The sequence below is a fragment of the Spirulina sp. CCNP1310 genome, assembly GCF_034932185.1.
Classification (GTDB): domain Bacteria; phylum Cyanobacteriota; class Cyanobacteriia; order Cyanobacteriales; family Spirulinaceae; genus Spirulina.
In genome coordinates, this window is the sequence record NZ_JAYGHW010000092.1 from 53516 (window position 1) to 77169 (window position 23654).

The following is a 23654-nucleotide window of genomic DNA, read 5'->3' on the forward strand; positions in this document are numbered from 1 at the left end:
CCCCCTTGCTTTTCTCGCATTTTCAGCGCTTCATCTCCCCTGGGCTACTGCAATACAACCGGATGACCTATCACCAAAAGAAGCCCTAACTCCACCAAAGCCATGAGCGATCGCCCAACGGTCTGGTGAAATTAGGACTTCTTGGTTCAGTCCACAGGCAACGGGGTTAAACCCTTAACCTAATTGGGGCCGATGGGTACATTCAGTTTCCGGTAGGGAACTGCGTTGAGATTGATGGAAGCAGTGGAAACCCGGGGGCTGCTGCCGCCTTTGGCACTGCTCAAGCTACGAGCCGCGCCCAAGAAGTTGGAGGGATCGCCCGCTTTGGCTTGTTTTTCCTGAGGCACAAACCGACGGACAGAGTTCTGCCAAACGATTTGCGGGAAGCCAAACACCAAACGATAGTAAGCATCGTAACGGGGAGACTTGAGGTTAAAGGGCATTTCCCCTTGATCTCGGCTGGGCAGACTGCGGCGGCGTTGGTAGGGGACGATGCTGTCACCGAAGGTGTTCAGGTATTCCTCAGAGTTGAGTAACTCATCGATGAAGCCTTCAGTCCCTTTGGTGGCAACGGTGATCGACCAAGCGATTTTTTCCCGCTCGCTGTAAACATCACGGCCTAAAACGCGCTGGACGGTTTGCTCAACAAAACGGTAGTTGCTGTTGAGGTCGTAGAAGCTGCGCTTGTAGCGATCAGACAGCACCAAGCCCCGAATGAACTGGCGGACGCTGATTTGACCATTGCGCAGTTGAGACTCTAGCACGGCTTCGCGGTCTGCTTTGAAGGCATGGAAGAAGATCTGACGGTAGGCCGCCCAGATCAGGTTATCCATGTCATCGTTGGACAGGACGCTATCCGTGGAAAAAATGATCGAGTCTTCGTCCGTGCCAACTCCGTAGCCAGCAACACGGCTGTTCTGACTACTTGGCGCGTAGTTTAAAAGAGGAAGAGCCAATGTGAAACCTCCGTATTTCTTACAATTTTTTACAAAGTTTAACCCCTATCATAGAGGAGAGGGGAACGAACCGCAGAAAAATCTTATCAATTCTTAGAAAATGTTGCGGCCTCTAGGGTTTCAGCCTTTGCGGGCCTTGGGGAGTGGGGCATTTGGATCCGACCGGGAGGGGCGATCGCTCTGGGGATCCGCTCCTCAAAATATGAATCTGGATTAGGGCATTTTGTGAATTTTTGTTAATACCTATTCATTTTTTAACCAGACTATGAAACGTTCTTTTTACCACCAACCCGCCCCTAAACCGGATTTTGTAATCCCTGATACGGCACATCCCCAAGGGGGGGAATAGGATACCCCCAGACTGATGCATATCAATACAGTCTCTAGGGTTCCGGTTTTGGCATAGGCTAAAATGACTGGTCCAAGAGAGACAGGCTATCTGTGCAATGGATAGCTCCACGGCGGGATAAAAGCCCGGGAGATTTGGCGTAATTCACCCCTTGAGGATTACCAACTCTTCTGGGTATTTTGCGTTGCCCTGCTGTCATCAACCCAGAAACCACCATGACTGAATCCGTATTTCAACCCCCCAACGGCGAAAGCGAAGCCCAGCAAGCCCTCAACCTTGAGCAACGCTTACCCCTCACCGGCTGGCAACAGGAGGTAGAGCAAGGCCTCGCCTATGGCCTAGAGGCGGCTGAATCTATTCAAGACCGCACCATTCCCACCTTTTCCCGGGGGGAACTCCCCCACTATGCGGGGATCAATACGTTCATGAAGGCCCCCTATGTGGAGGATGCCCGCAAAATTGGCGATTATGATGTGGCGATCGTCGGCGTTCCCCACGATTCCGGCACCACCTACCGCCCCGGTACGCGCTTCGGCCCCCAAGGTATCCGCCGCATTTCCGCCCTTTACACCCCCTACAACTTTGAAATGGGCGTAGATCTCCGGGAGCAAATCACCCTCGGGGATGTGGGGGATATCTTTACCATTCCCGCCAATAACGAAAAATCCTTTGATCAAATCTCCAAAGGCATCGCCCATATTTTCAGTTCCGGAGCCTTTCCGATTATTTTAGGCGGGGATCATTCCATCGGTTTTCCCACCGTGCGGGGAATTTGCCGCCATTTAGGGGATAAAAAAGTCGGGATTATCCACTTTGATCGCCACGTCGATACTCAAGAAACCGACCTGGATGAGCGGATGCACACCTGCCCTTGGTTCCACGCCACCAACATGGCCAACGCTCCGGCGAAAAACCTGGTGCAGTTGGGGATTGGCGGCTGGCAAGTGCCGCGCCAGGGGGTGAAGGTCTGCCGGGAGCGGGCCACGAATATCCTCACCGTCACCGATATCACCGAAATGGGCCTCGATGCAGCGGCGGACTTTGCCATTGAGCGGGCCACCGACGGCACCGATTGTGTTTGGATCAGTTTCGACATTGATTGCATTGATGCGGGGTTTGTCCCTGGTACGGGCTGGCCCGAACCCGGCGGTTTACTCCCCCGGGAAGCCCTCTATCTATTGAAGCGGATCATCAGAGAAACCCCGGTGTGTGGCATGGAAGTGGTGGAGGTTTCGCCCCCCTACGACATTAGCGATATGACCTCCTTAATGGCAACGCGGGTAATCTGCGATACGATGGCCCATCTCGTTGTTTCGGGCCAATTGCCCCGCCGTGAAAAACCCAGCTATATCCATGCTGAGGCGCAAGTCGTTGATCAACCTTGGCGTTAAGAGTGAGGAGGATGGGCGGTGCTTGTCCTCTTTCTGCATTGATGGCCAGGAGCAGCGATCGCCCATTTTTTTAGACCTCAAATCTGACAGTTATTGAGCCAATCCAAATTTATCCAGGGAGGCAATACCCAATGCACGAAACCGATATGACCAAAGCCTTAATCATGACGGTGCGAGATTGGTACGTTAGCCAACCCACTCCCCCCACCATTGAAGCAATTCATTTAGTCGTGGGCCGGTTTACCTGTGTGGAGCCAGCCAGTTTGGAATTTGCCTTTATGGCCCAAATCCAAAAGACATTTTTAGAGGGGGTGCGGTTGGTGATCCGCGAAACCCCCTTGATTGCCTTCTGTGGGGATTGCGATCGCTCCTATCATCCCCAAATCGGCCTGCAATACACCTGCCCCACCTGTGGCAACCCCATGGAAGATATTCGTTCCGGTCGAGAATTAAAAATCGAGCGCATCGAATACTCCCTTGAAGGAGCAAAGGTGTAGGGGCGAAAAATCTTTCGCCCTCCCCGAAAAATCTTTCGCCCTCCCCGAAAAATCTTTCGCCCTCCCCGAAAAATCCTTCTGATCAGAACCCTCACACGAAGAGAGCGAAAGGTTTCCGAATAATCCTATAGATCACTGCCATTAATTAAATCCCTGTTCTCCGTTCCCCTTTCCCAATCATGCACCAAACCTTCAACGCCGCCCTAGAATTAAACCTCCTCCACGCCAATCAAGAAGGGGCAGATCATAATCGCGCCCATTTTGATCAGTGGGGGATTCGTTGTTTAAATTTAATGAGTAGCCCAGGAGCGGGAAAAACGGCGTTATTAGAGCGCACCTTAGCCACGTTACAACCAGAACTCAAAATCGTCGTCATTGAAGGGGATATGACAACGGAATTGGATGCCGATCGCCTCCGTCAATACGGTGTCCCGGTGATTGCCATTAATACCGGCCGCGCCTGTCATTTGGATTCCCAAATGGTATCGGGGGGCATTCATACCCTAGCACGGGATTATGAGCCAGAAACCATTGATCTGGTGTTTGTGGAAAATGTGGGCAATTTGGTTTGTCCGGCAGAATTTGAAGTCGGGGAACACGCCAAAGTTGCCCTGCTCAGTGTCACCGAGGGAGAAGATAAACCGCTGAAATATCCCCTCATGTTTCAGGAGGCGGATTGCCTGCTGATCACGAAAATGGATCTCGCTCCCTATCTCGATCTCAATTTAGCCCAGCTTGAGGCCAATGTCCGGCAAATAAATCCCCAGGTGACGCTGATTCCGGTATCAGCGAAAACAGGAGCGGGCCTAGATTTATGGTTGGATTGGGTGCGATCACAAGTTCAACAAAGGACAGCCTTAGTAATGGCTTAAGCTTTGATCAACAACACAATTTAGGAGTCATAATCATGACCGATCAGATCTTTTTCTGGGGCATTATTGCCTTTCTTGGGGTGACGCTAGCCATTGGGTTATGGGCAGCGCAACAAATTAAAGGCGATAGTGTTAATTATTTAGTGGCGGGGCGGGGTTTAGTTTTGCCTTTAGCGGCGGCGACGTTAATGGCCCAATCGGTAGATTCTAATGCAACGCTAGGGAATACAGATTTAGCAGCGGAGTTTGGGTTTTGGGCCGGGGCTTCTCTGCCCTTAGGTTTAGCACTGTGCCTATTCCTGACGGGGTTGTTTTTTGCCAAACCGATGAACCGTATGGGGTTAATTACCCTGCCAGACTTTTATCGCGTTAAATATGGCCGCACAACAGAATGGTTAGCCTCGGTGATTATGGTGCTGAGTTTTTCCTTTTTATTGGCAGGCAACTTGGTAGCCGGGGGCTTTTTGTTTCAAACATTCCTCGGTACAAGCTATCTAACAGGCGTGATTCTCATTGCGCTAATTGTCCTCATCTATACCGCCAGTGGGGGCCTATTTGCAGTGGCCTATACCGATGCAATTCAGGTGGCGATCGCCTTCATCGGCACAATGTTCCTGTTTGGTTTTTTGGCGATGAATTTTAATTTGGTGATTCCCGAAGGCATGGGGCCTTTTGATTTGGAGCAGTTAGCCGATCCCGCAGCGGGGGCGGCGATTAACTGGGCAACGCTCCTAGCCTTGGGATTGGGGGATATTGTCGCCATTGACTTTATGGCGCGGGTGTTTGCTGCTGAAAGCCCCGAAACCGCCCAACGGGCTTGTTTCATCGGCTCGTTTGGGACGGTGCTCATCGGTGTACCCTTCTCGATCATGGCATTGGCAACCCCAGACATCCTCGCCAATGCCGGCATTACCCCCGACGGCCCTCTCCTCTTTGCCCTGATCCAGGGGGTAGTTCCCCCCGCTTTAGGTCTATTGGTGATTGCGGCAATTCTCTCCGCTTCTCTCTCCACCGCCGATGGCGCAATTCTGGGTACATCTTCCGTCATTGCCCACAATATCATCGGTATTCGCCATGATGACCATAACGGAGCGGGCGATCGCCTCCTGGCTTTAACCCGCATGATGGCAGTAGTGATCACCACATTGGGAGTGATTTTTGCCGTCCTTGTACCCCAAACCGGCATTTTGCTCCTCTTAGCCTTTGATCTAGGGTTTGCGGGTCTGTTGGTTCCCTTGGTAGGGGGCATTTATTGGCCCAAATCCACCCCTGCCGGAGCCTTAGCCTGCATCATCACCGGCACAATTACCCGCCTCACCTTCTTCGTTCTGATGCCAACAATGTTCGGCACCGATAACACATTGCTCTACATTCCTAACCCCATTTTCACCCCCGATTTTGATGGTTTGCCCACCTTAATCAGTCCCTTAATTAGTTTGGCGGTCTTTATCAGCATATCCCTTAAAACAGGAGGAAAAGGCAACAAAGGTTCGCTCCAAGCCGTTCATCAAAATCAGCCCCGACCAGCCGATATTTCATAACGAACTGCGATCCCCCCGGCTACGCCGACCCCCTTAAAAAGGGGGTGTACTACTCTTGAACCTCATCTTCTTAAGGGGATGTACTACTCTTGAACCCCCCTTCTTAAGGGGTGTACTACTCTTGAACCCCCCTTTTTAAGGGGGGCAGGGGGGATCCTACTTCACATCTAACAAACCCTGTTCTTTCAGCTTGGGGTTAAAGCGAATTTCCATCCTCACCCCCCGTTTTGCAAGGGTTGTGAGGATTTCCGCTTCGACGCGGCGGGCGACTTTTTTTAACAGTTTAATTTTTCCCAAATCATCCGTTTTAGTTAATTGTGCTTGTTCCTCTGAAGTCATCGTAGCTTTAGCATCAATGGGTTGATGCCAGCGATCGCCCTCCTCGCCATTTCCCGGCGGTGTGTTGCCATTTTCCGCAATCCAAGCCGTGCGAATCTCTTCTAAAATACTGCGGCTCGGGCGACTAATCATAAATCCTTTCAGCCAATAACATTGTTCCGGGCAACGGACTAAATGTTGGCGTAAACTCAGGTAAATATCACGGGAATAATCCACCAATTGCAGCCGATTATCGGCATCAAAAATGGCATAAACCCCAATTTTTTGCTGCCACTCATTGGCAATTTCTCCCCCTTCGAGGTAGGGCAGATAGTCAAGATTAACAAGGCTAGGAAAGTCAGACATGAAAGCATTAGGCAAAGAATGGGGCCATTATATCGGGCAGGGGCGATCGCGCCGCGACTTCCCGTTGATCCCCCGATCCCCAATCCATAGCGCTTGTACTGCATCCCATTGTTCCGGGTTATCAAGATTGAACCTACCCCTTTTTCTACACCGCAAAGACTAAGGAGTAATTGAGGGATTTTCGTAGATCACAGGCTGAGAAAGCTTAATGAGTGATTAACCATACTAAGATTGAGGCTATTTGTCAAGTTTTTACTTCTTGGTTGGGCTGAAGATCAGTATTTATGCTGATCTCACGCCATAGATTCAAGTGCTACAGTCAAGGGCTAAGATCAGCATTCCATTCACCCGCTAAATCTCCTTGCAGCACCCACAATCCAGAATCAATCAGAGAGTTTGTTGTATTGCAGGCACAGGTCATTCAGGTTCAACATTGCTGGGATTATTGTTAGGCAACCACTCCACCAGTTTCTTCTGTGGAGAAGGAAATAAAAGCCAATATATTGGTAAAGAAAATGCTCCTGCTCGCAAACGTTTTTGCAAATTTTGCGGCCCGGACTGTCCCATCTGGGGCCAACTTGTTCTCAACCCGGAGCAGGATCTTTATGAACAACTGGCTCAACGCATCTGGGAAAAGCAGCATCAAGAGAAAACCTTGATGATTGATTCCACCTCCGGAAGCTATTGGATTCGTCAGCAATGGCAACAACTAGAGCAAACAGCCGCCCAACCTTACCTAGTCTTTCTCCAACGTGATGGTCGCGGCGTGGTCAATTCCTATCGGAGGAAGTACCCACAGCGAGACTTTATCGAGATTATCCAAGATTGGCTAGACAATATCCATAAAGCTCAGACCTTATTTAATGAGTTTAATGGCCCAAAGATAATTATTCACTACGAAGATTTAGCAGTAAATACCCATGGAGTATTAAAAAGCTTGTGTGAGTTTTTAGAGATTGCCTATGAGCCAGAAATGATCAACTTTGGTAACTCCGAGTATCATGTATTAGGGGGAAATAATGGAACCCAGTACTTGGTTGCCCAAAGTCAAGCCAATGCTCAAGATCGGTTTTTAGGTCGAATGTCTGACCCTAATCGCCAATATTATCAAAGCCACAACGCCGAAATTGTTTTAGATGTACGTTGGCAAACGGAACTATCTGAGGAGCAAAAAGAAATCTTTGCAAACTTGGCTGGTGAAATCAATCAATCCTTTGAGTGGAACTCTTGAGTACGCAAATGACTAAGAAAATTGATCTCGTTTTTCGGACGATTGGCGAGCGTACTAGTGATATTGCTTTAGATTTAGCGATCCAACAAATTCAACCAAACCAGGTACATCTCATTGAAAATGTCCGCCCTTTTTCTGCGGCGGTACAGAAAATGCTAGAGATTGAGTACAACTGTGATTTTGTGGTGTTCATGGATGCAGACTGCTTAATGATGGAAAATATGCAGTCTTTTCTCCAACGCAATGATTTTCCCTATGTAGATTGCTATGTGCTAGATAAATTTCGCGGCCATATTCACCAAGGCGTTCATATTACGCGGGTGGATGTGGTGCGGTTGATGCAGAAGGTTAAACCGCCGGAAAATGATGAAAAATACGTTCTCCGGCCAGAATCGCGGCTTCGCTCTATGGCCCTGTCGCGCATGAAAGCCAATAAGCATTTTAAAACGTTCCGCATTCTGCATGATTATTTTCAATACTATGATCATGTTTATGCCAAAATGGCTCTACGGGAACTGCGGAGCCGCACCGAAGAAAATCGTCGGGAACTCGATGCCGCAGAGCAATATTGGGATCGACATATTGAAGATGTCGATTTTCAGATTGCTAAATTGGCGATCGCCCAAACCCGAGAAGCCATGCCCCAAGACTCCACCCCGGCGGAAATTGACGATTATATTGGCCGTCTGCCGGAAATTGCCACCCAGGCGATCGCCGCCTTAAATTTACCCCCACAGCCGGAAATTTGCCCTGGGGAAATTGACCAACAGACGAAAAAAATCTGGTCTTGGCAACTAGTACAGGTGGGAGGGGGAACGATTGAACCTCCCGCAGAACCCCGCTCCCCTTACAAAGTTTTTGGGTTGGGTTTAAGTCGCACCGCCACCAAAAGCCTCACCAGTGCTCTCCATATTTTGGGCTTTAAGGTAATCCATTACCCCGAAGATGAAACGACGCTACGGGAATTAACAGAAGGTCATTGTCAGTTTTCACTGTTGGATCATTTTGATGGCATTACCGACATTACCGTTTCTGCCTTTTATCCCCAACTGGATCAACTCTTTCCCGGCAGTAAATTTATTTTAACGGTGCGGGATAAAGAAAGCTGGCTCACTTCCTTAGAAAAACACTGGTTTAATCGCCCCGCTTTTGATGAAAACAGCCAGATTGAAAAGGAAATTCATTTCCAAATTCGCCGTTTTTTACGCAGTGCGGTCTATGGCTCCTACGAGTTTAACCGTGAGCGGATGTCCTATGTCTATGATCTGCATTATCAGAACACCTTGAATTATTTTGCAGATCGCCCGGAATCCTTGTTAGTGCTGAATATCGGTGCCAGCGAAGGCTGGGATCAACTCTGTCCGTTCTTAGGGCTAGATCCGTTAGATCAACCCTTCCCCTATATCAAAAAACAATCGATCTTAAAGTCTCTGCTCAACGCCGAAGCACAGATCATTGATGCAACGGTATCGGTGTAATGATCAATAATGAATCAAGGTTTTTAGCCAGGATGGTGTCATGGGTTAACTTGGATCGTCAAGATACTTAAGGGTGAATGCGTTTCGCATAGCTGTAGGGGCGAAGCATTTTTCGCTCCTACAAGCAAAGATCCCTTCATGATTAAGCTATTCCCTACTTTGAGGAAAAAGAGTGAAATTACGCTTTTTTGCAGTACTTTCCACCACGCCCCGACTACTCTGCTTGGTTTGGTCTGCTAGTCCAAAGTGGCTCGTGATTTCCTTATTAACGACCCTTAGCTCCTCTGTCTTGCCTGCCCTCCAGTTGTATGTGGGAAAATTAACCATTGATCGTATTTTAGCCACCATTGGAGAACCTTCTAGCTTGTGGTCAGGGGTGTTTATTTTAGTGGTGGCCACCTTGACCTTAACCCTAGTCACTGATAGTTTAAAAGAACTTTCCACCTATGGGGGGCAAGTATTGAGCGATCGCTTCACCCTCTATGCCAGTAATATCCTGCTCCGCCAAGCCACCCGTTTAGACTTAGCCCATTACGAAATTCCCAAATTTTACGACCTCCTCAGCCGTGCTCAACAAAGTGGCAGCACTTACCCAGTGCGAGCACTGGCCAGTTTCACCAGCTTTTTAGGGCAAAGCGTGAAGTTGATCACGCTGCTGGGCTTAATGATTAGCTTTAGCTCCCTGGCAACTTTACTGTTATTGCTCACATCCATTCCTGCTTTTTTGATTGGGGTAAAATTCTCAGGAAAACGCTTTAAAGTGCTTCGTAGACAAACCCAAAGCGGTCGGTTTGCTGATTATTTACAACGCATTTTAACCCATCAAGATTTTGCCAAAGAAATTCGCCTCTTTAATTTAACAGAACATCTCTTAAAACAATGGTATAGCGTCAGGCTCAGGTTTAATCGCGAGGCGGAGGAGCTTTCTTCCCAGCAAGCTTGGGCGCGAATGGGATCTAATTTATTATCAAAAGTGGGGTTTTATCTCACCTATAGTTGGATTGTTGTACAAACCTTACTTGATCAAATTACCATCGGCTCTCTAACAATGTATACGGGAGCGTTTCGTCAGGCTCAGGGGTCAATGCAGGGAATGTTAGAAGATCTGGCGAGTTTGTATGAAGTTAATCTTTATGTGAGCCAATTTTTTGATTTTTTAGCTTTAGAACCCTATGTTAAAAATCCAGAAAATCCCCATTCTTTCCCAAAGCCGATCCAAAAAGGTTTGGTGTTTAACTCTGTGAGCTTTAGCTATCCAGGGACGAAAAAAACGAGTATTAAGAACTTAAATTTGGTGGTTTATCCTGGGGAAAGTATTGCGTTAGTGGGGATTAATGGCGCGGGCAAAACAACGCTACTTAAGCTGTTAACACGCTTTTATGATGTTGATTCCGGGGCAATTACCATTGATGATATTCCTCTAGAGCAGTTGGATTTAAATGAACTGCGGCAAAATGTGGGGATTATTTTTCAAGATTTTGCCCGCTACCATTTAACTGTTGCGGATAATATCGGATTTGGCAATATTCAGGAACATCACAACCTGAAACTCATCCGTCAAGCGGGCATTGATGCGGGGGCCGATGCGATGATTAGCCAGTTTGATCAGGGTTACGATACGATGCTGGGGAAAATTTTTCCCGGGGGGCGAGAATTATCGGGGGGGCAGTGGCAAAAAGTGGGGTTGGCACGGGCGTTTATGAGTGATGCCCAAATTCTGATTTTAGATGAACCGACGGCAGCTTTAGATGCGATCGCTGAATATGATCTCTTCCAACGCTTCCGCCAACTGGCCGCAGGCAAAATCACCTTTTTAGTCAGCCATCGCTTTTCAACGGTGCGCATGGCGGATCGCATTGTCGTGTTAGCGGGGGGGGAAATTCGCGAAATGGGCAATCATCACGAATTAATGGCCCAGGATGGCCTCTATGCCCAAATGTTTACGCTCCAATCCTCTAGCTACGAAATTTAAGCCTATTCCATGCATTCCCCCAAAATGTAGGGGCGAAAAATTTTTCGCCCCCACGCCCATCAGGCATCCAGCAGGAAAAATCAAGGGATCACACGATTAGCTAAAGCGATCCAGCATGGCCTGCAAGCCTCCGGCATAACCCTGGCCCACAGCATTCATCCGCCATTCCCCATCTTTACGGTAAATTTCCGCCATAATCATGGCGGTTTCCGTGGAGTAATCTTCCCCGAGGTCGTAGCGTAAAACTTCCTCCTTCGTTTCCACATTCACGAGCCGCACAAAGGCATTATGGACTTGACCAAAATTTTGCCCGCGCTGGGGAGCCTCATAGATCGTCACCGTAAACACCAGTTTATGAACATCTTCGGGGATCTTGCGCAGATCGAGAATCACCGCCTCATCATCACCCTCGCCCGCCCCGGTCAGGTTATCCCCCATGTGCTTGACGGATTGGTTGGGATCAGGACTGGTTAGGTTATTGTAAAAAATGAAATGGCGGTCAGAGGGAAGTTTTTCGTTGGCACCCAGGAGAAACACAGAAGCATCGAGGTCAAAGGGTTGACCATCGGTGGAGCGGGCATCCCAGCCCAAGCCGATAAAGGCGGCTTTGAGACCTGGTGCAATTTTGTCAAGGGAAACTCGTTGTCCTTTTTGAAGAGAAACTGCCATTGTGATTTGTCTCTAAACTATGCAATGAATTTCAGTGAACTGATCGAAGCCTTTGAGGCTAATTTAGTCCAAGAGCGCAGTCTGGCCCTTGACCCCAATTGTAACCCGCCTCTGACTGGCGTTGCCGCTGTTTATGACGCTGAACCAGGAACGGTGAGCTATGTGGAGGGGGCAAAATACGCCCGCTACATTGCCACCACGGGGGCGAGTGCGTTGATTTTGCCCCCGGATTCCGCTATGCAGGAAGCAGCTACAGCGCGGGGGATTGCCTGGGTGACGACCCCAGAGCCGCGTTTGTTGTTTGCGATGGCGATCGCCCAATTCTACCAACCCTATCAACCGGCCCCCCAAATTCACCCCACAGCGGTGATTGATCCCACGGTGCAGTTAGGGGCGGGGGTGGCTATTGGCCCCCATGTGGTGATTGAGCGGGGGGTGAAGGTGGGCGATCGCGCCTGTATTTTTGCCAATACGGTGGTTTATCCCCATTGCCAGATCGGGGCGGGGACGGTGATCCATGCCAATTGCACCATTGAAGAGCGCACGGTGATTGGGGAAGATTGCATTATCCACAGCGGCGTGGTGTTGGGGGGAGAAGGGTTTGCCTTTGTGCCTCGCCGGCCCCAAGGTTGGTACAAGATGCACCAATCGGGCCATGTGGAATTGGGCGATCGCGTTGAAATTGGTTGCAATTCCACCGTGGATCGCCCCTCGGTGGGGGTGACGCGGTTGGGCAATGGGGTGAAGATTGATAACTTGGTACAGGTGGCCCACAACTGTACTTTGGAGGATCATGCGATGTTGATTGCCCAAGCGGGGCTTTCGGGTCAGGTGGAGGTGGGCCGTTGGGCGATTTTATCAGGTCAGGTGGGGGTGTCGAATCAGGTAAAAATCGGCGAGGGGGCGATCGCCGTAGCCCAAGCGGGGATTCACCGCGATGTGGCTCCGGGGGCGGTGGTATCAGGTTCCCCAGCGATTCCCCATGAGCTATTCCGCAAAATTGCCGTGATTTATAAAAAGCTCCCGGAGATGTATCAAACCCTCCGCAAGTTGCAGGCGGAGCAGGCTAAAGACTAACGTAGGATCACCCTCTTTCCAGGCGGCGCACCCGTTGGATCAAATCCGGGAGCAGCTTCAGGGCAGCGGAAACCCGGAGCCAAAGTTTATGATCAATGGCGGGATAGCCGCTGACTTGGGTATCGGGGGGGATGGAATGGTTAATCCCCGAACTCGCCCCCACTTGGACGCGATCGCCGATCGTTAAATGCCCTGCGGCCCCCACCTGCCCCGCCAAAATCACATGATTGCCCACCGTCGTTGATCCCGCTAAACCCACCTGGCCACAGAGGAGCGTATGATTGCCAATTTTGCAGCCATGGGCCACTTGCACTAGATTATCCACCTTTGTACCGGAGCCGATGGTGGTTGTGCCAATGGTGGCGCGATCGATGGCACTGAGGGCTTGAATCTCCACATCATCGCCCAGGGTGACGGTTCCCGCTTGGGGAATTTTATAAAACGTGCCATCGGGCATCGGCACAAAGCCAAACCCATCGCCGCCAATCACCGCCCCATTTTGGACGATCACCCGCTCCCCCAAAATCACCCCTTCCCGGATCGCGGCATGGCTGTGGAGGATCGAACCCGCCCCAATCACCGCATCGGCATAGATGGCGCAGTGGGGATGGATCACCACATTATCCCCAATACGAACGCGATCGCCCACCACTACATAGGCCCCAATCGTCACATTTTCCCCCAACTCCACCCCCTCCCCTAAAATTGCCGTGGGATGAATGCCGGGTTTGGGCGGGGGGGGACTGTGAAACAGGGCGATCGCCTGTGCGAAGGCATAGTAAGGATGGGCCACCTCTAAACGGGGGATCGTTAGATCGGGGGTATCCAAACCCGGTGCGACCAAAATCGCCCCAGCACGACAATCAGCCAACTTGGCCAAATATTTGGGATTGGCCAGAAACGTAATCTGCTCCGGCGTGGCCTCCTCAATCGTCCCCACCCCGGTAATCTCTAACGCCAGATCCGGGGGATTGAGTTGGCCATTCAGTTGAGCGGCAAGGGTGGCAATCTCCATCGGTTTAAGCCATCCCCATCAGGTGGGCAACGGTTTCTAAATGGTTGGCAACGCCGGTATGGGCTTGGTTGTCGCTATTGGCGATCGCACTATCGGGATCTTTCAAGCCATTCCCCGTTAACACACAAACCACCGTCGCCCCATCGGGAACCTGATCTTTGCATTTCAACAATCCCGCCACCGAGGCCGCGCTGGCCGGTTCACAAAAAATCCCCTCTTTCCCCGCTAAATGGCGATAGGCCGCCAAAATTTCCCCATCGCTCACCGCATTAAATTGCCCTTGGGAGGCTTCCCGGACGGCGATCGCCTTTTCCCAATTGGCCGGATTGCCAATGCGAATCGCCGTCGCCACAGTTTGGGGATCACGGCAAAGTTCCCCCGTCACCAAGGGCGCAGACCCCGCCGCTTGAAACCCCATCATCTTCGGCAACCGCTGACTTTTGCCCTGCTCTTGATACTCACAAAACCCCATCCAATAGGCGGAAATATTCCCGGCATTGCCCATGGGAATACAGAGCCAATCGGGAGCATCCCCCAAGGCATCCACCACCTCAAAGGCTGCGGTTTTTTGCCCCTGGAGGCGGTAGGGGTTGAGGGAATTAACCAGTGTTACGGGATAATGATCCGCCAGTTGACGCACCAAGCTAAAGCAATCATCGAAATTCCCCCGAATGGCAATCACCTCCGCCCCATAGAGCAATGCCTGAGCCAATTTGCCCAAGGCCACATAACCATCGGGGATTAACACATAGGCCTTCATTCCCCCCCGGCAGGCATAGGCCGCCGCCGCCGCTGAGGTGTTGCCGGTACTGGCACAGATGACGGCATGATCCCCCGCCTCCTTGGCCTTAGAAATCGCCATCGTCATCCCCCGGTCCTTAAAACTGCCCGTCGGGTTCAAACCGTCATACTTCACATAAACCTGTACCTTGCGCCCAATTTCCGCCGCCACCGTGGGGACAGGAATGAGAGGCGTATTGCCCTCATGGAGTGTCACAATCGGTGTCGCCTCTGTCACCGGCAAAAACTGCCGATATTGGCGAATTAGGCCGGGCCAACCTTGATGTTGGGTAGCGGTCAAAGCAAAATCAGGAGCAAAAGGACTGAAAACCACGGTGAGCCTCTCTCAGGGTGCAGAGCAACATCAAAAAAAAGATGGGACTGTTATTATCCCATCTTTTTATGTTCGCTAAAATACCGCGCTGTTATTGGGCAGCATGGGAACGTTTGCGGGATGACCAATTCCCGGATTTATTGGGGGTGCTGCTGCGATCGCCCCGATCCGGACGCTCACTGCGCTCACTGCGCTCACTGCGATCATCATAGGTGCGACGGCTGCGGCCTTTAGAGCCACCACCACCAGCACCACCACCACCACCACCATTGCCGCCCCGTTTAACGGGTTTTTGCACATCGCTATCGCTAGGCACATCCCAATCAGTTTTCATCCATGCCGGGCAAGATTGGTCATAGACCATTTGCAAAGCAGCGGCGGCGATCGCCTGGGGATCATATTCCGCACTCATTTCCTTCACCGTCGAGAGGAAAGAAGCCATCCGCTCACCCATCAGGGCTTCTTGGAGTTGGGTTTTCAGTTTTTCGAGGCGACGAGCTTCGACGGTGGCACGGGTGGGAATTTGCGAGGTTTCCAACCGTTGCCCTAAGCGCCGTTCAATGCGGTAGAGCAAATGGCGATCCATGGGTTGAATCAGCGAAATCGCTTTCCCGGTTTTGCCAGCCCGGCCCGTGCGGCCAATGCGGTGAATATAGGTTTCCGCACTGTCGGGCAGGTCGAAGTTAATCACATGGCTGAGGTCTTCCACATCCAAGCCCCGTGCGGCGATATCCGTCGCCACCACCAACTGCACTTGGCCATTGCGGAACCGTTGCACCAACCGTTCCCGTTGGGTTTGGTTGAGGTCGCCATGGTATTCATCCACCGTCAGGCCACTGCCTTGGAGCTTACTGGTAATTTCCGCCGCTGCTCGCTTCGTGCGCACAAAAATAATCCCCCGTTCCGGTTCTTCCATTTCGAGGATCGGTTGCAGGGCTTTGATTTTTGTCCAACTGCGGGGAATGGCATAGAGGCGCTGTTCAATGCGCGGCGGAGCCGCATCATCATATTTAACAGACACCGTAGCGGGGGACTTGAGGAATTTTTTCACCAAGTCTTGAATGGCACGGGGCATGGTAGCCGAGAAACAAGCGGTTTTGCGGGTTTCGGGCGTTTTTTGCATGATTTTGATGACATCATCGATGAAGCCCATACTGAGCATTTCATCGGCTTCGTCTAGGACAACCCACTGCACCGTGTCCAATTGCAGATCTTTGCGATCCAACAGGTCAATGACCCGACCCGGTGTGCCGACCACAATCTGCGCCCCCCGTTTGAGGCTGCGAATTTGTCGCTCAATGGATTGACCCCCGCAGACGGTGAGAACTTGAATCCGTCGGTTCGCTGCAAAGTCGCTGATCGACTGCGTGACCTGTTGGGCCAGTTCCCGCGTTGGGGTCAAAATCAAGGCTTGGACTGTCCCCTGTTGAGGATCAATGTGTTCGAGCACGGGCAGGGAATAGGCGGCAGTTTTGCCGGTTCCCGTTTGAGACTGACCGACCACATCCCGACCCGCGAGGATTTGAGGGATGGCTTGCACTTGAATGTCAGTGGGGGTTTCAAACCCGATTTGGGACAGTTGCTCAACGCATTGCTCTGACAGTCCAAGGCTTGCAAAAGAAATTGTCATGAGTATTTGTACTTTGGTTTTCGTTTAGTTTAAGAAACTTAACCTGATTTGGGAATGGGTTATGGTCAGCAATTCCTAACGCCAATCTCGTTCAGGTTCAGGCGGGTTGCGACGGCGCAACCGGGTTTAAGGGTTAACGGGCGATCCCGTGGAGATCGTAGATATCGGCATCGGTGATCTCGACGGGGGTGATTTGCCCCAGTTGCGCCTCGCCAGTGACATAGACGATGCCATCCACTTCGGGGGCAAAGCGGGGCGATCGCCCCACATAGGTTCCCGTCCCCGGATGTTCCTGCTCAATCAACACCGGCACGGTTTTGCCGATTTCTGCCCGGTTTTTGGCTTCGGCAATGGGTTGTTGCAGGGTCATGAGGCGATCGCGCCGCTCATCCATCACATCTTGGGGAATTTGATCCGGCAGATCATAGGCGGGGGTTCCCTCTTCCGGGGAAAAGGTAAACACCCCCACATGATCAAACTCGTGCCGCTGGACAAATTCACAGAGATGCTCAAAATGCGCCGCTGTTTCCCCCGGAAACCCGACGATAAACGTCGTGCGCGTCACCGCATCGGGAAGATCGCCCTTAATTTGGGTCATGATTTGATCATTAATCCGCCCCTGCCAAGGGCGACGCATCGCCCGCAACACATCCGGATGGGAATGTTGCAAGGGCAGATCCAAATAGGGCAGAACATTGGGGGTTTCTTGAATGGCAGCAATCACCTCCGGCGTGAGGCCGGTGGGATAGGCATAATGCATCCGAATCCAAGGCACATCAACAGTCCCCAAGGCCCGCAGTAATTCTGCTAGCTTGGGCGTGCCATAGCGATCGCTACCATAATTGGTGGTGATTTGAGAAATAAGGATTAACTCCTGTACGCCTTGATCCGCGAGGCTTTGAGCCTCAGTGACAATTGATTCAATCGAGCGAGATCGCTGGTTGCCGCGCAGGTGGGGAATAATACAAAACGCGCAGCGGTAATCACACCCTTCGGCAACCCGCAGATAAGCGACTCCTTCGGTCGTTGTCCGGTAGCGGGGCGTGGTTTCGTCGGCAATATAGGTGGGTTCAGCGGAAACTTCCGTTACCCGTTCCCCTTGCTCGACACGCTCAATAACATCAACTATCTTATGGTAGTCTGCACTGCCCACAACTGCAACTGCTTCCGGTAATTCTGCTAACAGTTCCGTTTGAAAGTGTTGGGCCATGCAGCCGGTGATCACAATTTTTTTATCGGCTTCCGCCAATTCGACAAGGGTGCGGACGGATTCTTCCCGGGCCGCCTGGATGAAGCTACAGGTATTGACAATCACATAATCTGCGCCTTCTTCATCGGCACCAATGCCGTAGCCCGACTGGGCGAGAAGGCCGAGCATATGCTCGGAGTCGATGCGGTTTTTTTCGCAACCGAGGTGGGAAATGGCGATGGTTGGCTTTTGGCCCATGGTGGATTGTGGAGGCGGGGTGAAAGGTTTTGGTGGACTGTACCATTGCCAGCTTAGAATATTTTGGGGAGGGTTTGTCGAGTGGCGATCGCCCCCCGGCTCGATCCATTATCGGGATTGGCGGAACCGGACCAGTTAGCGGCGAGTGACAAAACGGACGTGGATTTAAAACAAATTTTTTCAACCCCCCACCCGATTATTGGTGTTGTCCATCTACTTCCTCTGCCCAGTTCGCCTCGGTGGCAGGGCAATTTAAAAGCGGTCATTGCCAGGGCGGAACAGGAGGCGACGGCCTTAGCGGCAGGGGGTGTGGATGGCATTATTGTCGAAAATTTCTTCGATGCCCCCTTTGCCAAGGATCACGTCGATCCGGCGGTGGTGAGTGCGATGACGTTGGTGGTGCAGCAAATTCAAAATTTGGTGATGCTGCCGGTGGGGATCAATGTGCTGCGCAATGATGGCCGCAGCGGCATGGCGATCGCCTCCGTTTGTCAATGCCCCTTTATTCGCGTCAATGTCCTCACGGGGGTAATGGCGACGGATCAGGGCTTGATTGAAGGCAATGCCCATGATCTGCTGCGCTATCGACGGGAATTGGGGGCGGATGTGGCCATTTTTGCCGATGTGTTGGTGAAGCACGCCCGGCCTTTGGGTACGCCCAATTTAACCACGGCGGTACAGGATACCATCGAGCGGGGGTTAGCGGATGCGGTGATCCTTTCCGGTTGGGCTACGGGTAGCCCGCCTAATTTGGAAGATTTAGAATTGGCGGTGAATGCGGCTAAAGGTACGCCGGTTTTAATTGGTAGCGGCGCAGATTGGGACAATATCGGCACATTAATGCAAGCCGCTAACGGCGTGATTGTGGCCAGTTCCCTCAAACGCCACGGCAAAATCACCGAACCCATTGATCCCATTCGGGTTCAGGGCTTTGTGGAAGCGGCAAGGGAAGGCGCGGCGATAGGGGCGATCGCCCCCCCTCCAGCGGTAAAAATTGCCCCCTAGCTCTCCCCAACCTTGAAGGCCATCCCCCATAATGGGATCGTAAATTTTCCGCAGGATTTCCAGATCTGATGGCAGAACCTTGGCTTTATCGTTGGTCTCGCCCCTTAATGGGGGCGATCGCCCTCTTGGGCCTACTCCTTACGGCCTATCTCACCTGGGCAGAACTCACCGGGCAAACCCTGATCTGCCCCATCACCGCCAACGGTAGCGATTGTAACGATGTCCTCAACAGCGTTTACGGTCGGGTGTGGGGGGTTCCGATTTCTGCCTTTGGTGCGGGGGCCTATGGGGCGATCGCCTTCGCGGCCTTGGTTCCCCTGGCGATCTCAGGGCCACGCCGTCAGATCGATGCCCTCACTTGGCCGGTGTTGTTGGTGGGATCCCTGATCATGGCCACCTTCAGCGGCTATCTCATGGCCATCCTCGCCTTTGAACTCCACAGCTTTTGCCCCTACTGCCTGGCTTCTGCCCTCTTCGCCTTCACGCTATTAGGTTTGAGCCTTTTCGGCCATCCCTGGCCTGATCTGGGGCAACTATTGGCCACTGGGGGGATCGTCGTTGTTTTAACCTTGGTGCTTACCCTAGGGATTTATAGCCAAGCCAGCCCGCCCCTAATGGCGATGGGCGATCGCCAACCCATCCCCACCCTCAACAGCCGTCCCGAACCCGGCAAAGGCTGGCCCATCAGCACCCGCTCCGGCCCCGCCGAACTGGCCCTAGCGGCACATCTCCAAAACATTGGCGCAAAAATGTACGGGGCCTTTTGGTGTCCCCACTGCGGCGAGCAAAAACTCTTATTTGGTCAGTCTGCCTTCGCCCAAATCCACTACATCGAATGCGCCCAAGGCGGCCACAACGCCCAACCCGACCGCTGCCGAGCCGCCGGTCTCGAAGCCTACCCCTCCTGGGAAATCAACGGCCAAATCCACACCGGCCTCCACAGCCTCGACGACCTCGCCCAACTCTCCGGCTACACCGGCCCCGCCAACTTCCGTTACTTCCACCCCAACCTCAACTAACTTCCCACTTCCTACTTCCCACTTCCTACCCCATGCCACGCAAACGCTCCACCCCCTGGATTCATCAATGGTCACGGTTCATCATCGGGGCGATCGCCACCGTGGGCTTGACCCTCACCAGCTACCTCACAATCACCAAACTCACCGGCACTGAAGTCGCCTGTTCCGCCGCCGACTTTGCTGCCGGGGCCAGTGGTTGCGGGAGTGTCCTTGATAGCCCCTATGCGATCGTCTTTGGCCTGCCCCTCTCCCTCTTTGGCGCTTTAGCCTATCTCTCCATGGGTACAGCCGCCCTCGTTCCCTACGCCGTCAATGGCGATCAAAATGTAAAATTCCGCAAAAGCTTAGAAACTTGGACTTGGCTGTTTCTGCTGGTGGGGGCTACCTCCATGGCGGTGTTTAGCAGTTACCTGATGTATCTCCTCGCTGCCAAACTGCAAACCACCTGCTACTACTGCATCGGTTCGGCCCTCTTCTCCTTTAGCCTCTTTGGGTTAAGCCTGTTTGGCCACGACTGGGAGGATGTGGGGCAGTTACTCATGACTGGGGTGATTGCTGCCCTGATCACGATTATTGCCACCTTGGCGATCTATGCTCCCCTCAATAACCCCGCTACTGCCAATGGCCAAGAACTCCTCCCCACCGTTACAGAAAGCCCAGTACCGGGGATCGGTTGGGAAATTAACACCACCTCCTCCACCTCAGAGATTGAACTGGCCAAACACCTCACCGAGGTAGGCGCAGTCATGTATGCCGCCTATTGGTGTCCCTTCTGTCATCAGCAAAAACTGCTCTTTGGCAAGGAAGCTGTGGCAGAACTCACCTATGTGGAATGTGCGGAAGATGCCATTAAAAATCCGCAACCGGCTAAATGTGCGGCGGCGGGGGTGGATTCCTACCCGGCTTGGCAAATTGATGGGCAACTACTGAAAGGGCGGGTCTCTTTGGAAGAGTTAGCTGCAATTACGGGCTATGAAGGCCCCCAAAACTTTAAATATCAGGTTCCTTAACCGCCGTTGGTGCATTGCCTCGTTGTTTGGAATCCGTCTCCTCGGTCATTACTATGCTCCATCGTTTCCGCTGGTTGCCTCGGCGGCTACTGCGCCACAAGAGTATTCTCCTCACCATGGGTGGGGTGACATTGGCTATTTTGGCGGCGCGAGGCTTGGGGTTGTTGCAAACTTGGGAATGGGCGGCTTGGGATTATTTGGTGCGATCGCGCCCCCTCGAAAGTCCAGAGGAGCGCATTTTAGTCGTTGCAGTTACGGAGCAGGACATTCAAACCTGGGGCTATCCCCTCACGGATCAGGTAGTGGCTGAACTGTTGGAAACCCTAGATCAGGGCCAGCCGAGGGTGATTGGCCTTGATATCTATCGCAATAGCCCCAGGGAACCGGGAACCGCCCAACTCCGGCAGGTGATTCAAGACCTCCCTAATGTGGTGGTGATTGAGCAGTTGGAGGACAAGAAAACTATTGGCTTGGCTCCCCCAGAGGGGACTCCCCCAGAGCAAATTGGCTTTAACAATGTGGTTCATGATGCCGATGGTGTGCTCCGTCGTAGCCTCCTGTTTGCCCATATTGACGGTCAACGCAAAACCAGTTTTGCCCTCCAGGTGGCAAGGCGTTACCTCAAGGCTGAAGGCATCATGCTGGAAGCAGCAGCGATCAATCCCAAGTTTGCCCAGGTGGGAACGCAGGTTCTTTTCCCCTTTCATCGCAATCTCGGCCCCTATGCCTATGCCGATGACCAGGGCTATCAAGTTTTGGTGAATTATCGCGATCATGATCTCTTTGAGAAAGTGTCCATGGGGGAAATTTTGGCGGGGCGGGTGTCGCCGGAACAATGGCGCGATCGCATTATCCTGATCGGCTACACCGCCGAAAGCGTCAAGGATTACTTTTCTTCCCCCTATAGTGCCAAACTCCTCCAAGCACCACTCCAGTTTTCCGGGGTGGAATTCCATGCCAACTTTATTAGCCAGATCCTCAGTGCCGGTCTTGATAATCGGCAGTTGATCCGGTTTTGGTGGCCTTGGGTGGAAGGGGTGTGGATTTTGCTGTGGGCAGGTATGGGGGCAATGATTGTGGAGCGGGTGCGATCCGCGCCAGCGTACCTATCGCCCCTACGCTATTCAGCGCTACTCCTTGGCTCTGTGGTTTTGCTCGGCTTGGCTGCTTACGGGGCCTTGCTTTGGGGTTGGTGGATTCCCCTCGTTCCCCCGGTGTTAGCCCTGGGCCTTGCAGCGGTGATCCTCACCAGTTACCTCGCCTACCAAGAGGAAGAACTGAAGCGATCGACAGAATTTTTCCGCTCGATTATCGACAACATCCCCGATCCGATTTTTGTTAAAGATCCCCAACACCGTTGGATGGTGTTTAATCAGGCCTTTTGCCAATTTAGTGGCTATCGCCCGGAGCAAATTCTCGGCAAAACCAATCAAGAGATCTTTGGTGTCACTGAAGCGGCTTGGTTTGATCAGCAGGAGAAATTGGTCTTTCAATCCCGCCAGCCCCAAGAAAATGAAGAACCCTACACCCACACCAGCGGCACAAAATACTTGAGTGCGACAAAGCGATCGCTCCATCAAGATGCCGCTGGCAACCGCTTCCTCGTTGGCGTAATCCACGACATCACCGAACGCAAACGGGTAGAAGAAGAACTGCGCCGCACCACCGCCGAACTCACCCGCTCCAACAGCGAACTCCAAGCCACCCAAGACCGCCTCCACCGCCTCGCCTATTCCGACTCCCTCACCGGCCTTGCCAACCGCAAAGCCTTCTTTGAAAGTTTCCAAGCCACCCTGAACTGGGCAAAGGAACAGCAAAAGTTAGTGGGATTGCTTTATCTCGATCTTGATGGTTTCAAAGGGATTAACGATTCCCTCGGCCACACCGTCGGGGATTTACTCCTGAAAGCAGTGGCCAAACGGATCAGCGATTGCCTGCGGGATAGCGACAGGGTGGCCCGGTTAGGGGGCGATGAATTTACGGTGATTCTGCCGGGGCTAAAACAAGCCCAGGATATCAATATTGTCAGCGAAAAAATCATCGCCACCCTCCGCGAACCCTATTGCCTAGAGGATCATCAGGTGATCGTCACCGTCAGTATTGGCAGCAGCCTCTATCCCCAGGATGGTGAAACCGAAGAAATTCTCATCAACAAAGCAGATCACGCCATGTACGCCGCCAAGCAACAGGGCCGCAACCAACACCAAAGGGCCTGATCCAAATTCTGCTGGTATTGCAAAGTTTTGTAAAGACGTTAAGATATCCCTATGGGATCCGGAGCATCCCTCTTATCGGTCTGTATAGGGTTTAAGTGCGTTGGGTGTTTAGCGAATCTTGGGGAGACCAGCCAATTCGTTCAAGATTTCTTAATGATTGCCCTTTGCATTTTCAACATCCGTGAATATACTTAAGTTGTAATTGTTGCCGACAAAGCTCATCTGGGTTAAAGCCATGTTTACTCTCATTCGCACAACTGCTGTTGTTGGATTGATTGGACTACAGTCCATGGTCGGATCCTGGTCAGCATCAGCGACGGACTATCGTCTTACCCCCTCTGGGGAGACTGTCACCCTCCTCACAACAGCAGTTCATCCGCTCACCCCCATCAGTCAAAAGGAATTTGAACCCGAAGATAACGGCAGTCCTGATCGAACCTCTGGGGCTGGCGGTCATTAATAATTTCTGATGCGAGTGAAA

At 52.0% G+C, this 23654-nt stretch carries 20 protein-coding genes and 1 riboswitch; of the genes, 13 read left to right on the plus strand and 7 right to left on the minus strand.

What is annotated here, in order from left to right:
- Nucleotides 1-179: 179 nt before the first annotated feature.
- Nucleotides 180-956, minus strand: coding sequence for a phycobilisome rod-core linker polypeptide (locus VB712_RS16690; RefSeq protein WP_323256765.1), 777 nt, complete (start codon nucleotides 954-956; stop codon nucleotides 180-182).
- 372 nt (nucleotides 957-1328) lie between these two features.
- A riboswitch (guanidine-I (ykkC/yxkD leader) is annotated at nucleotides 1329-1439 on the plus strand.
- Between the two features lie 81 nt (nucleotides 1440-1520).
- On the opposite strand from VB712_RS16690, the gene VB712_RS16695 reads away from it, so the two are divergent.
- The 4 genes from VB712_RS16695 to VB712_RS16710 all read left to right on the plus strand — a co-directional run bounded on the left by VB712_RS16695 (nucleotide 1521) and on the right by VB712_RS16710 (nucleotide 5606).
- On the plus strand, nucleotides 1521-2696 hold the full coding sequence (locus VB712_RS16695; RefSeq protein ID WP_323256766.1) for an agmatinase family protein: 1176 nt from the start codon (nucleotides 1521-1523) through the stop codon (nucleotides 2694-2696).
- Nucleotides 2697-2827: 131 nt separating this feature from the next.
- Entirely contained in the window at nucleotides 2828-3193 is a 366-nt protein-coding gene (gene hypA / locus VB712_RS16700; RefSeq protein WP_323256768.1) for a hydrogenase maturation nickel metallochaperone HypA, read from the plus strand.
- A 179-nt stretch (nucleotides 3194-3372) separates the two neighbouring features.
- Nucleotides 3373-4065, plus strand: coding sequence for a hydrogenase nickel incorporation protein HypB (gene hypB / locus VB712_RS16705; protein WP_323256770.1), 693 nt, complete (start codon nucleotides 3373-3375; stop codon nucleotides 4063-4065).
- A 35-nt stretch (nucleotides 4066-4100) separates the two neighbouring features.
- Nucleotides 4101-5606: a sodium:solute symporter family protein gene (locus VB712_RS16710; RefSeq protein WP_323256772.1), complete on the plus strand. Its 1506-nt coding sequence runs from the start codon at nucleotides 4101-4103 to the stop codon at nucleotides 5604-5606.
- Between the two features lie 156 nt (nucleotides 5607-5762).
- On the opposite strand, the gene VB712_RS16715 is transcribed toward VB712_RS16710, so the two are convergent.
- Nucleotides 5763-6290 carry a GIY-YIG nuclease family protein gene (locus VB712_RS16715; RefSeq protein WP_323256774.1) on the minus strand — a complete coding sequence of 176 codons (528 nt, stop codon included), beginning with the start codon at nucleotides 6288-6290 and terminating at the stop codon, nucleotides 5763-5765.
- A 361-nt stretch (nucleotides 6291-6651) separates the two neighbouring features.
- Here VB712_RS16715 and VB712_RS16720 point away from each other — a divergent pair, with 361 nt between their 5' ends.
- From VB712_RS16720 to VB712_RS16730, 3 genes are all read left to right on the plus strand, one after another.
- Nucleotides 6652-7521 (plus strand): sulfotransferase, encoded by an 870-nt coding sequence (locus tag VB712_RS16720; protein WP_323256776.1) that lies wholly within the window; start codon nucleotides 6652-6654, stop codon nucleotides 7519-7521.
- A gap of 8 nt (nucleotides 7522-7529) precedes the next feature.
- Entirely contained in the window at nucleotides 7530-8999 is a 1470-nt protein-coding gene (locus VB712_RS16725) for a sulfotransferase family protein (RefSeq protein WP_323256778.1), read from the plus strand.
- 172 nt (nucleotides 9000-9171) lie between these two features.
- Nucleotides 9172-10971, plus strand: coding sequence for an ABC transporter ATP-binding protein (locus VB712_RS16730; protein ID WP_323256780.1), 1800 nt, complete (start codon nucleotides 9172-9174; stop codon nucleotides 10969-10971).
- 96 nt (nucleotides 10972-11067) lie between these two features.
- On the opposite strand, the gene VB712_RS16735 is transcribed toward VB712_RS16730, so the two are convergent.
- Nucleotides 11068-11640: a TerD family protein gene (locus VB712_RS16735; protein WP_323256781.1), complete on the minus strand. Its 573-nt coding sequence runs from the start codon at nucleotides 11638-11640 to the stop codon at nucleotides 11068-11070.
- A 24-nt stretch (nucleotides 11641-11664) separates the two neighbouring features.
- Here VB712_RS16735 and lpxD (VB712_RS16740) point away from each other — a divergent pair, with 24 nt between their 5' ends.
- Nucleotides 11665-12717 (plus strand): UDP-3-O-(3-hydroxymyristoyl)glucosamine N-acyltransferase, encoded by a 1053-nt coding sequence (gene lpxD / locus VB712_RS16740; RefSeq protein ID WP_323256782.1) that lies wholly within the window; start codon nucleotides 11665-11667, stop codon nucleotides 12715-12717.
- Between the two features lie 7 nt (nucleotides 12718-12724).
- Here the strand turns inward: lpxD (VB712_RS16740) and lpxD (VB712_RS16745) are convergent, their stop codons facing one another.
- The 4 genes from lpxD (VB712_RS16745) to rimO form a co-directional block, all read right to left on the minus strand.
- Entirely contained in the window at nucleotides 12725-13732 is a 1008-nt protein-coding gene (lpxD, locus tag VB712_RS16745; protein WP_323256783.1) for a UDP-3-O-(3-hydroxymyristoyl)glucosamine N-acyltransferase, read from the minus strand.
- Between the two features lie 4 nt (nucleotides 13733-13736).
- Entirely contained in the window at nucleotides 13737-14846 is a 1110-nt protein-coding gene (thrC, locus tag VB712_RS16750; RefSeq protein WP_323256785.1) for a threonine synthase, read from the minus strand.
- A gap of 91 nt (nucleotides 14847-14937) precedes the next feature.
- Nucleotides 14938-16476, minus strand: coding sequence for a DEAD/DEAH box helicase (locus VB712_RS16755; RefSeq protein ID WP_323256787.1), 1539 nt, complete (start codon nucleotides 16474-16476; stop codon nucleotides 14938-14940).
- Between the two features lie 133 nt (nucleotides 16477-16609).
- Nucleotides 16610-17923: a 30S ribosomal protein S12 methylthiotransferase RimO gene (gene rimO, locus VB712_RS16760; protein ID WP_323256789.1), complete on the minus strand. Its 1314-nt coding sequence runs from the start codon at nucleotides 17921-17923 to the stop codon at nucleotides 16610-16612.
- A gap of 159 nt (nucleotides 17924-18082) precedes the next feature.
- Here rimO and btpA point away from each other — a divergent pair, with 159 nt between their 5' ends.
- The 5 genes from btpA to VB712_RS16785 all read left to right on the plus strand — a co-directional run bounded on the left by btpA (nucleotide 18083) and on the right by VB712_RS16785 (nucleotide 23633).
- A complete protein-coding gene (gene btpA, locus VB712_RS16765; protein WP_416236380.1) occupies nucleotides 18083-18928 on the plus strand; it encodes a photosystem I biogenesis protein BtpA in 846 nt (281 codons plus the stop codon).
- Between the two features lie 68 nt (nucleotides 18929-18996).
- Nucleotides 18997-19947: a vitamin K epoxide reductase family protein gene (locus VB712_RS16770; protein ID WP_323256793.1), complete on the plus strand. Its 951-nt coding sequence runs from the start codon at nucleotides 18997-18999 to the stop codon at nucleotides 19945-19947.
- 32 nt (nucleotides 19948-19979) lie between these two features.
- Nucleotides 19980-20957, plus strand: a complete 978-nt coding sequence (locus tag VB712_RS16775) for a vitamin K epoxide reductase family protein (protein WP_323256795.1) — start codon at nucleotides 19980-19982, stop codon at nucleotides 20955-20957.
- 53 nt (nucleotides 20958-21010) lie between these two features.
- A complete protein-coding gene (locus tag VB712_RS16780) occupies nucleotides 21011-23173 on the plus strand; it encodes a CHASE2 domain-containing protein (protein WP_323256797.1) in 2163 nt (720 codons plus the stop codon).
- A 289-nt stretch (nucleotides 23174-23462) separates the two neighbouring features.
- Nucleotides 23463-23633: a hypothetical protein gene (locus VB712_RS16785; RefSeq protein WP_323256799.1), complete on the plus strand. Its 171-nt coding sequence runs from the start codon at nucleotides 23463-23465 to the stop codon at nucleotides 23631-23633.
- Nucleotides 23634-23654: the final 21 nt, after the last annotated feature.

Excerpts from the sequence above, each read along its gene's own strand:
- VB712_RS16785 (WP_323256799.1), top strand. The coding sequence starts at position 23,463 with ATGGTCGGATCCTGGTCAGCATCAGCGACGGACTATCGTCTTACCCCC.
- VB712_RS16775 (WP_323256795.1), top strand. The coding sequence starts at position 19,980 with ATGCCACGCAAACGCTCCACCCCCTGGATTCATCAATGGTCACGGTTC.
- hypA (WP_323256768.1), top strand. The coding sequence starts at position 2,828 with ATGCACGAAACCGATATGACCAAAGCCTTAATCATGACGGTGCGAGAT.
- VB712_RS16735 (WP_323256781.1), bottom strand. The coding sequence starts at position 11,640 with ATGGCAGTTTCTCTTCAAAAAGGACAACGAGTTTCCCTTGACAAAATT.
- rimO (WP_323256789.1), bottom strand. The coding sequence starts at position 17,923 with ATGGGCCAAAAGCCAACCATCGCCATTTCCCACCTCGGTTGCGAAAAA.
- lpxD (WP_323256782.1), top strand. The coding sequence starts at position 11,665 with ATGAATTTCAGTGAACTGATCGAAGCCTTTGAGGCTAATTTAGTCCAA.
- VB712_RS16725 (WP_323256778.1), top strand. The coding sequence starts at position 7,530 with ATGACTAAGAAAATTGATCTCGTTTTTCGGACGATTGGCGAGCGTACT.
- hypB (WP_323256770.1), top strand. The coding sequence starts at position 3,373 with ATGCACCAAACCTTCAACGCCGCCCTAGAATTAAACCTCCTCCACGCC.
- VB712_RS16715 (WP_323256774.1), bottom strand. The coding sequence starts at position 6,290 with ATGTCTGACTTTCCTAGCCTTGTTAATCTTGACTATCTGCCCTACCTC.
- VB712_RS16780 (WP_323256797.1), top strand. The coding sequence starts at position 21,011 with ATGCTCCATCGTTTCCGCTGGTTGCCTCGGCGGCTACTGCGCCACAAG.
- VB712_RS16755 (WP_323256787.1), bottom strand. The coding sequence starts at position 16,476 with ATGACAATTTCTTTTGCAAGCCTTGGACTGTCAGAGCAATGCGTTGAG.
- VB712_RS16770 (WP_323256793.1), top strand. The coding sequence starts at position 18,997 with ATGGCAGAACCTTGGCTTTATCGTTGGTCTCGCCCCTTAATGGGGGCG.
- VB712_RS16695 (WP_323256766.1), top strand. The coding sequence starts at position 1,521 with ATGACTGAATCCGTATTTCAACCCCCCAACGGCGAAAGCGAAGCCCAG.
- lpxD (WP_323256783.1), bottom strand. The coding sequence starts at position 13,732 with ATGGAGATTGCCACCCTTGCCGCTCAACTGAATGGCCAACTCAATCCC.
- VB712_RS16710 (WP_323256772.1), top strand. The coding sequence starts at position 4,101 with ATGACCGATCAGATCTTTTTCTGGGGCATTATTGCCTTTCTTGGGGTG.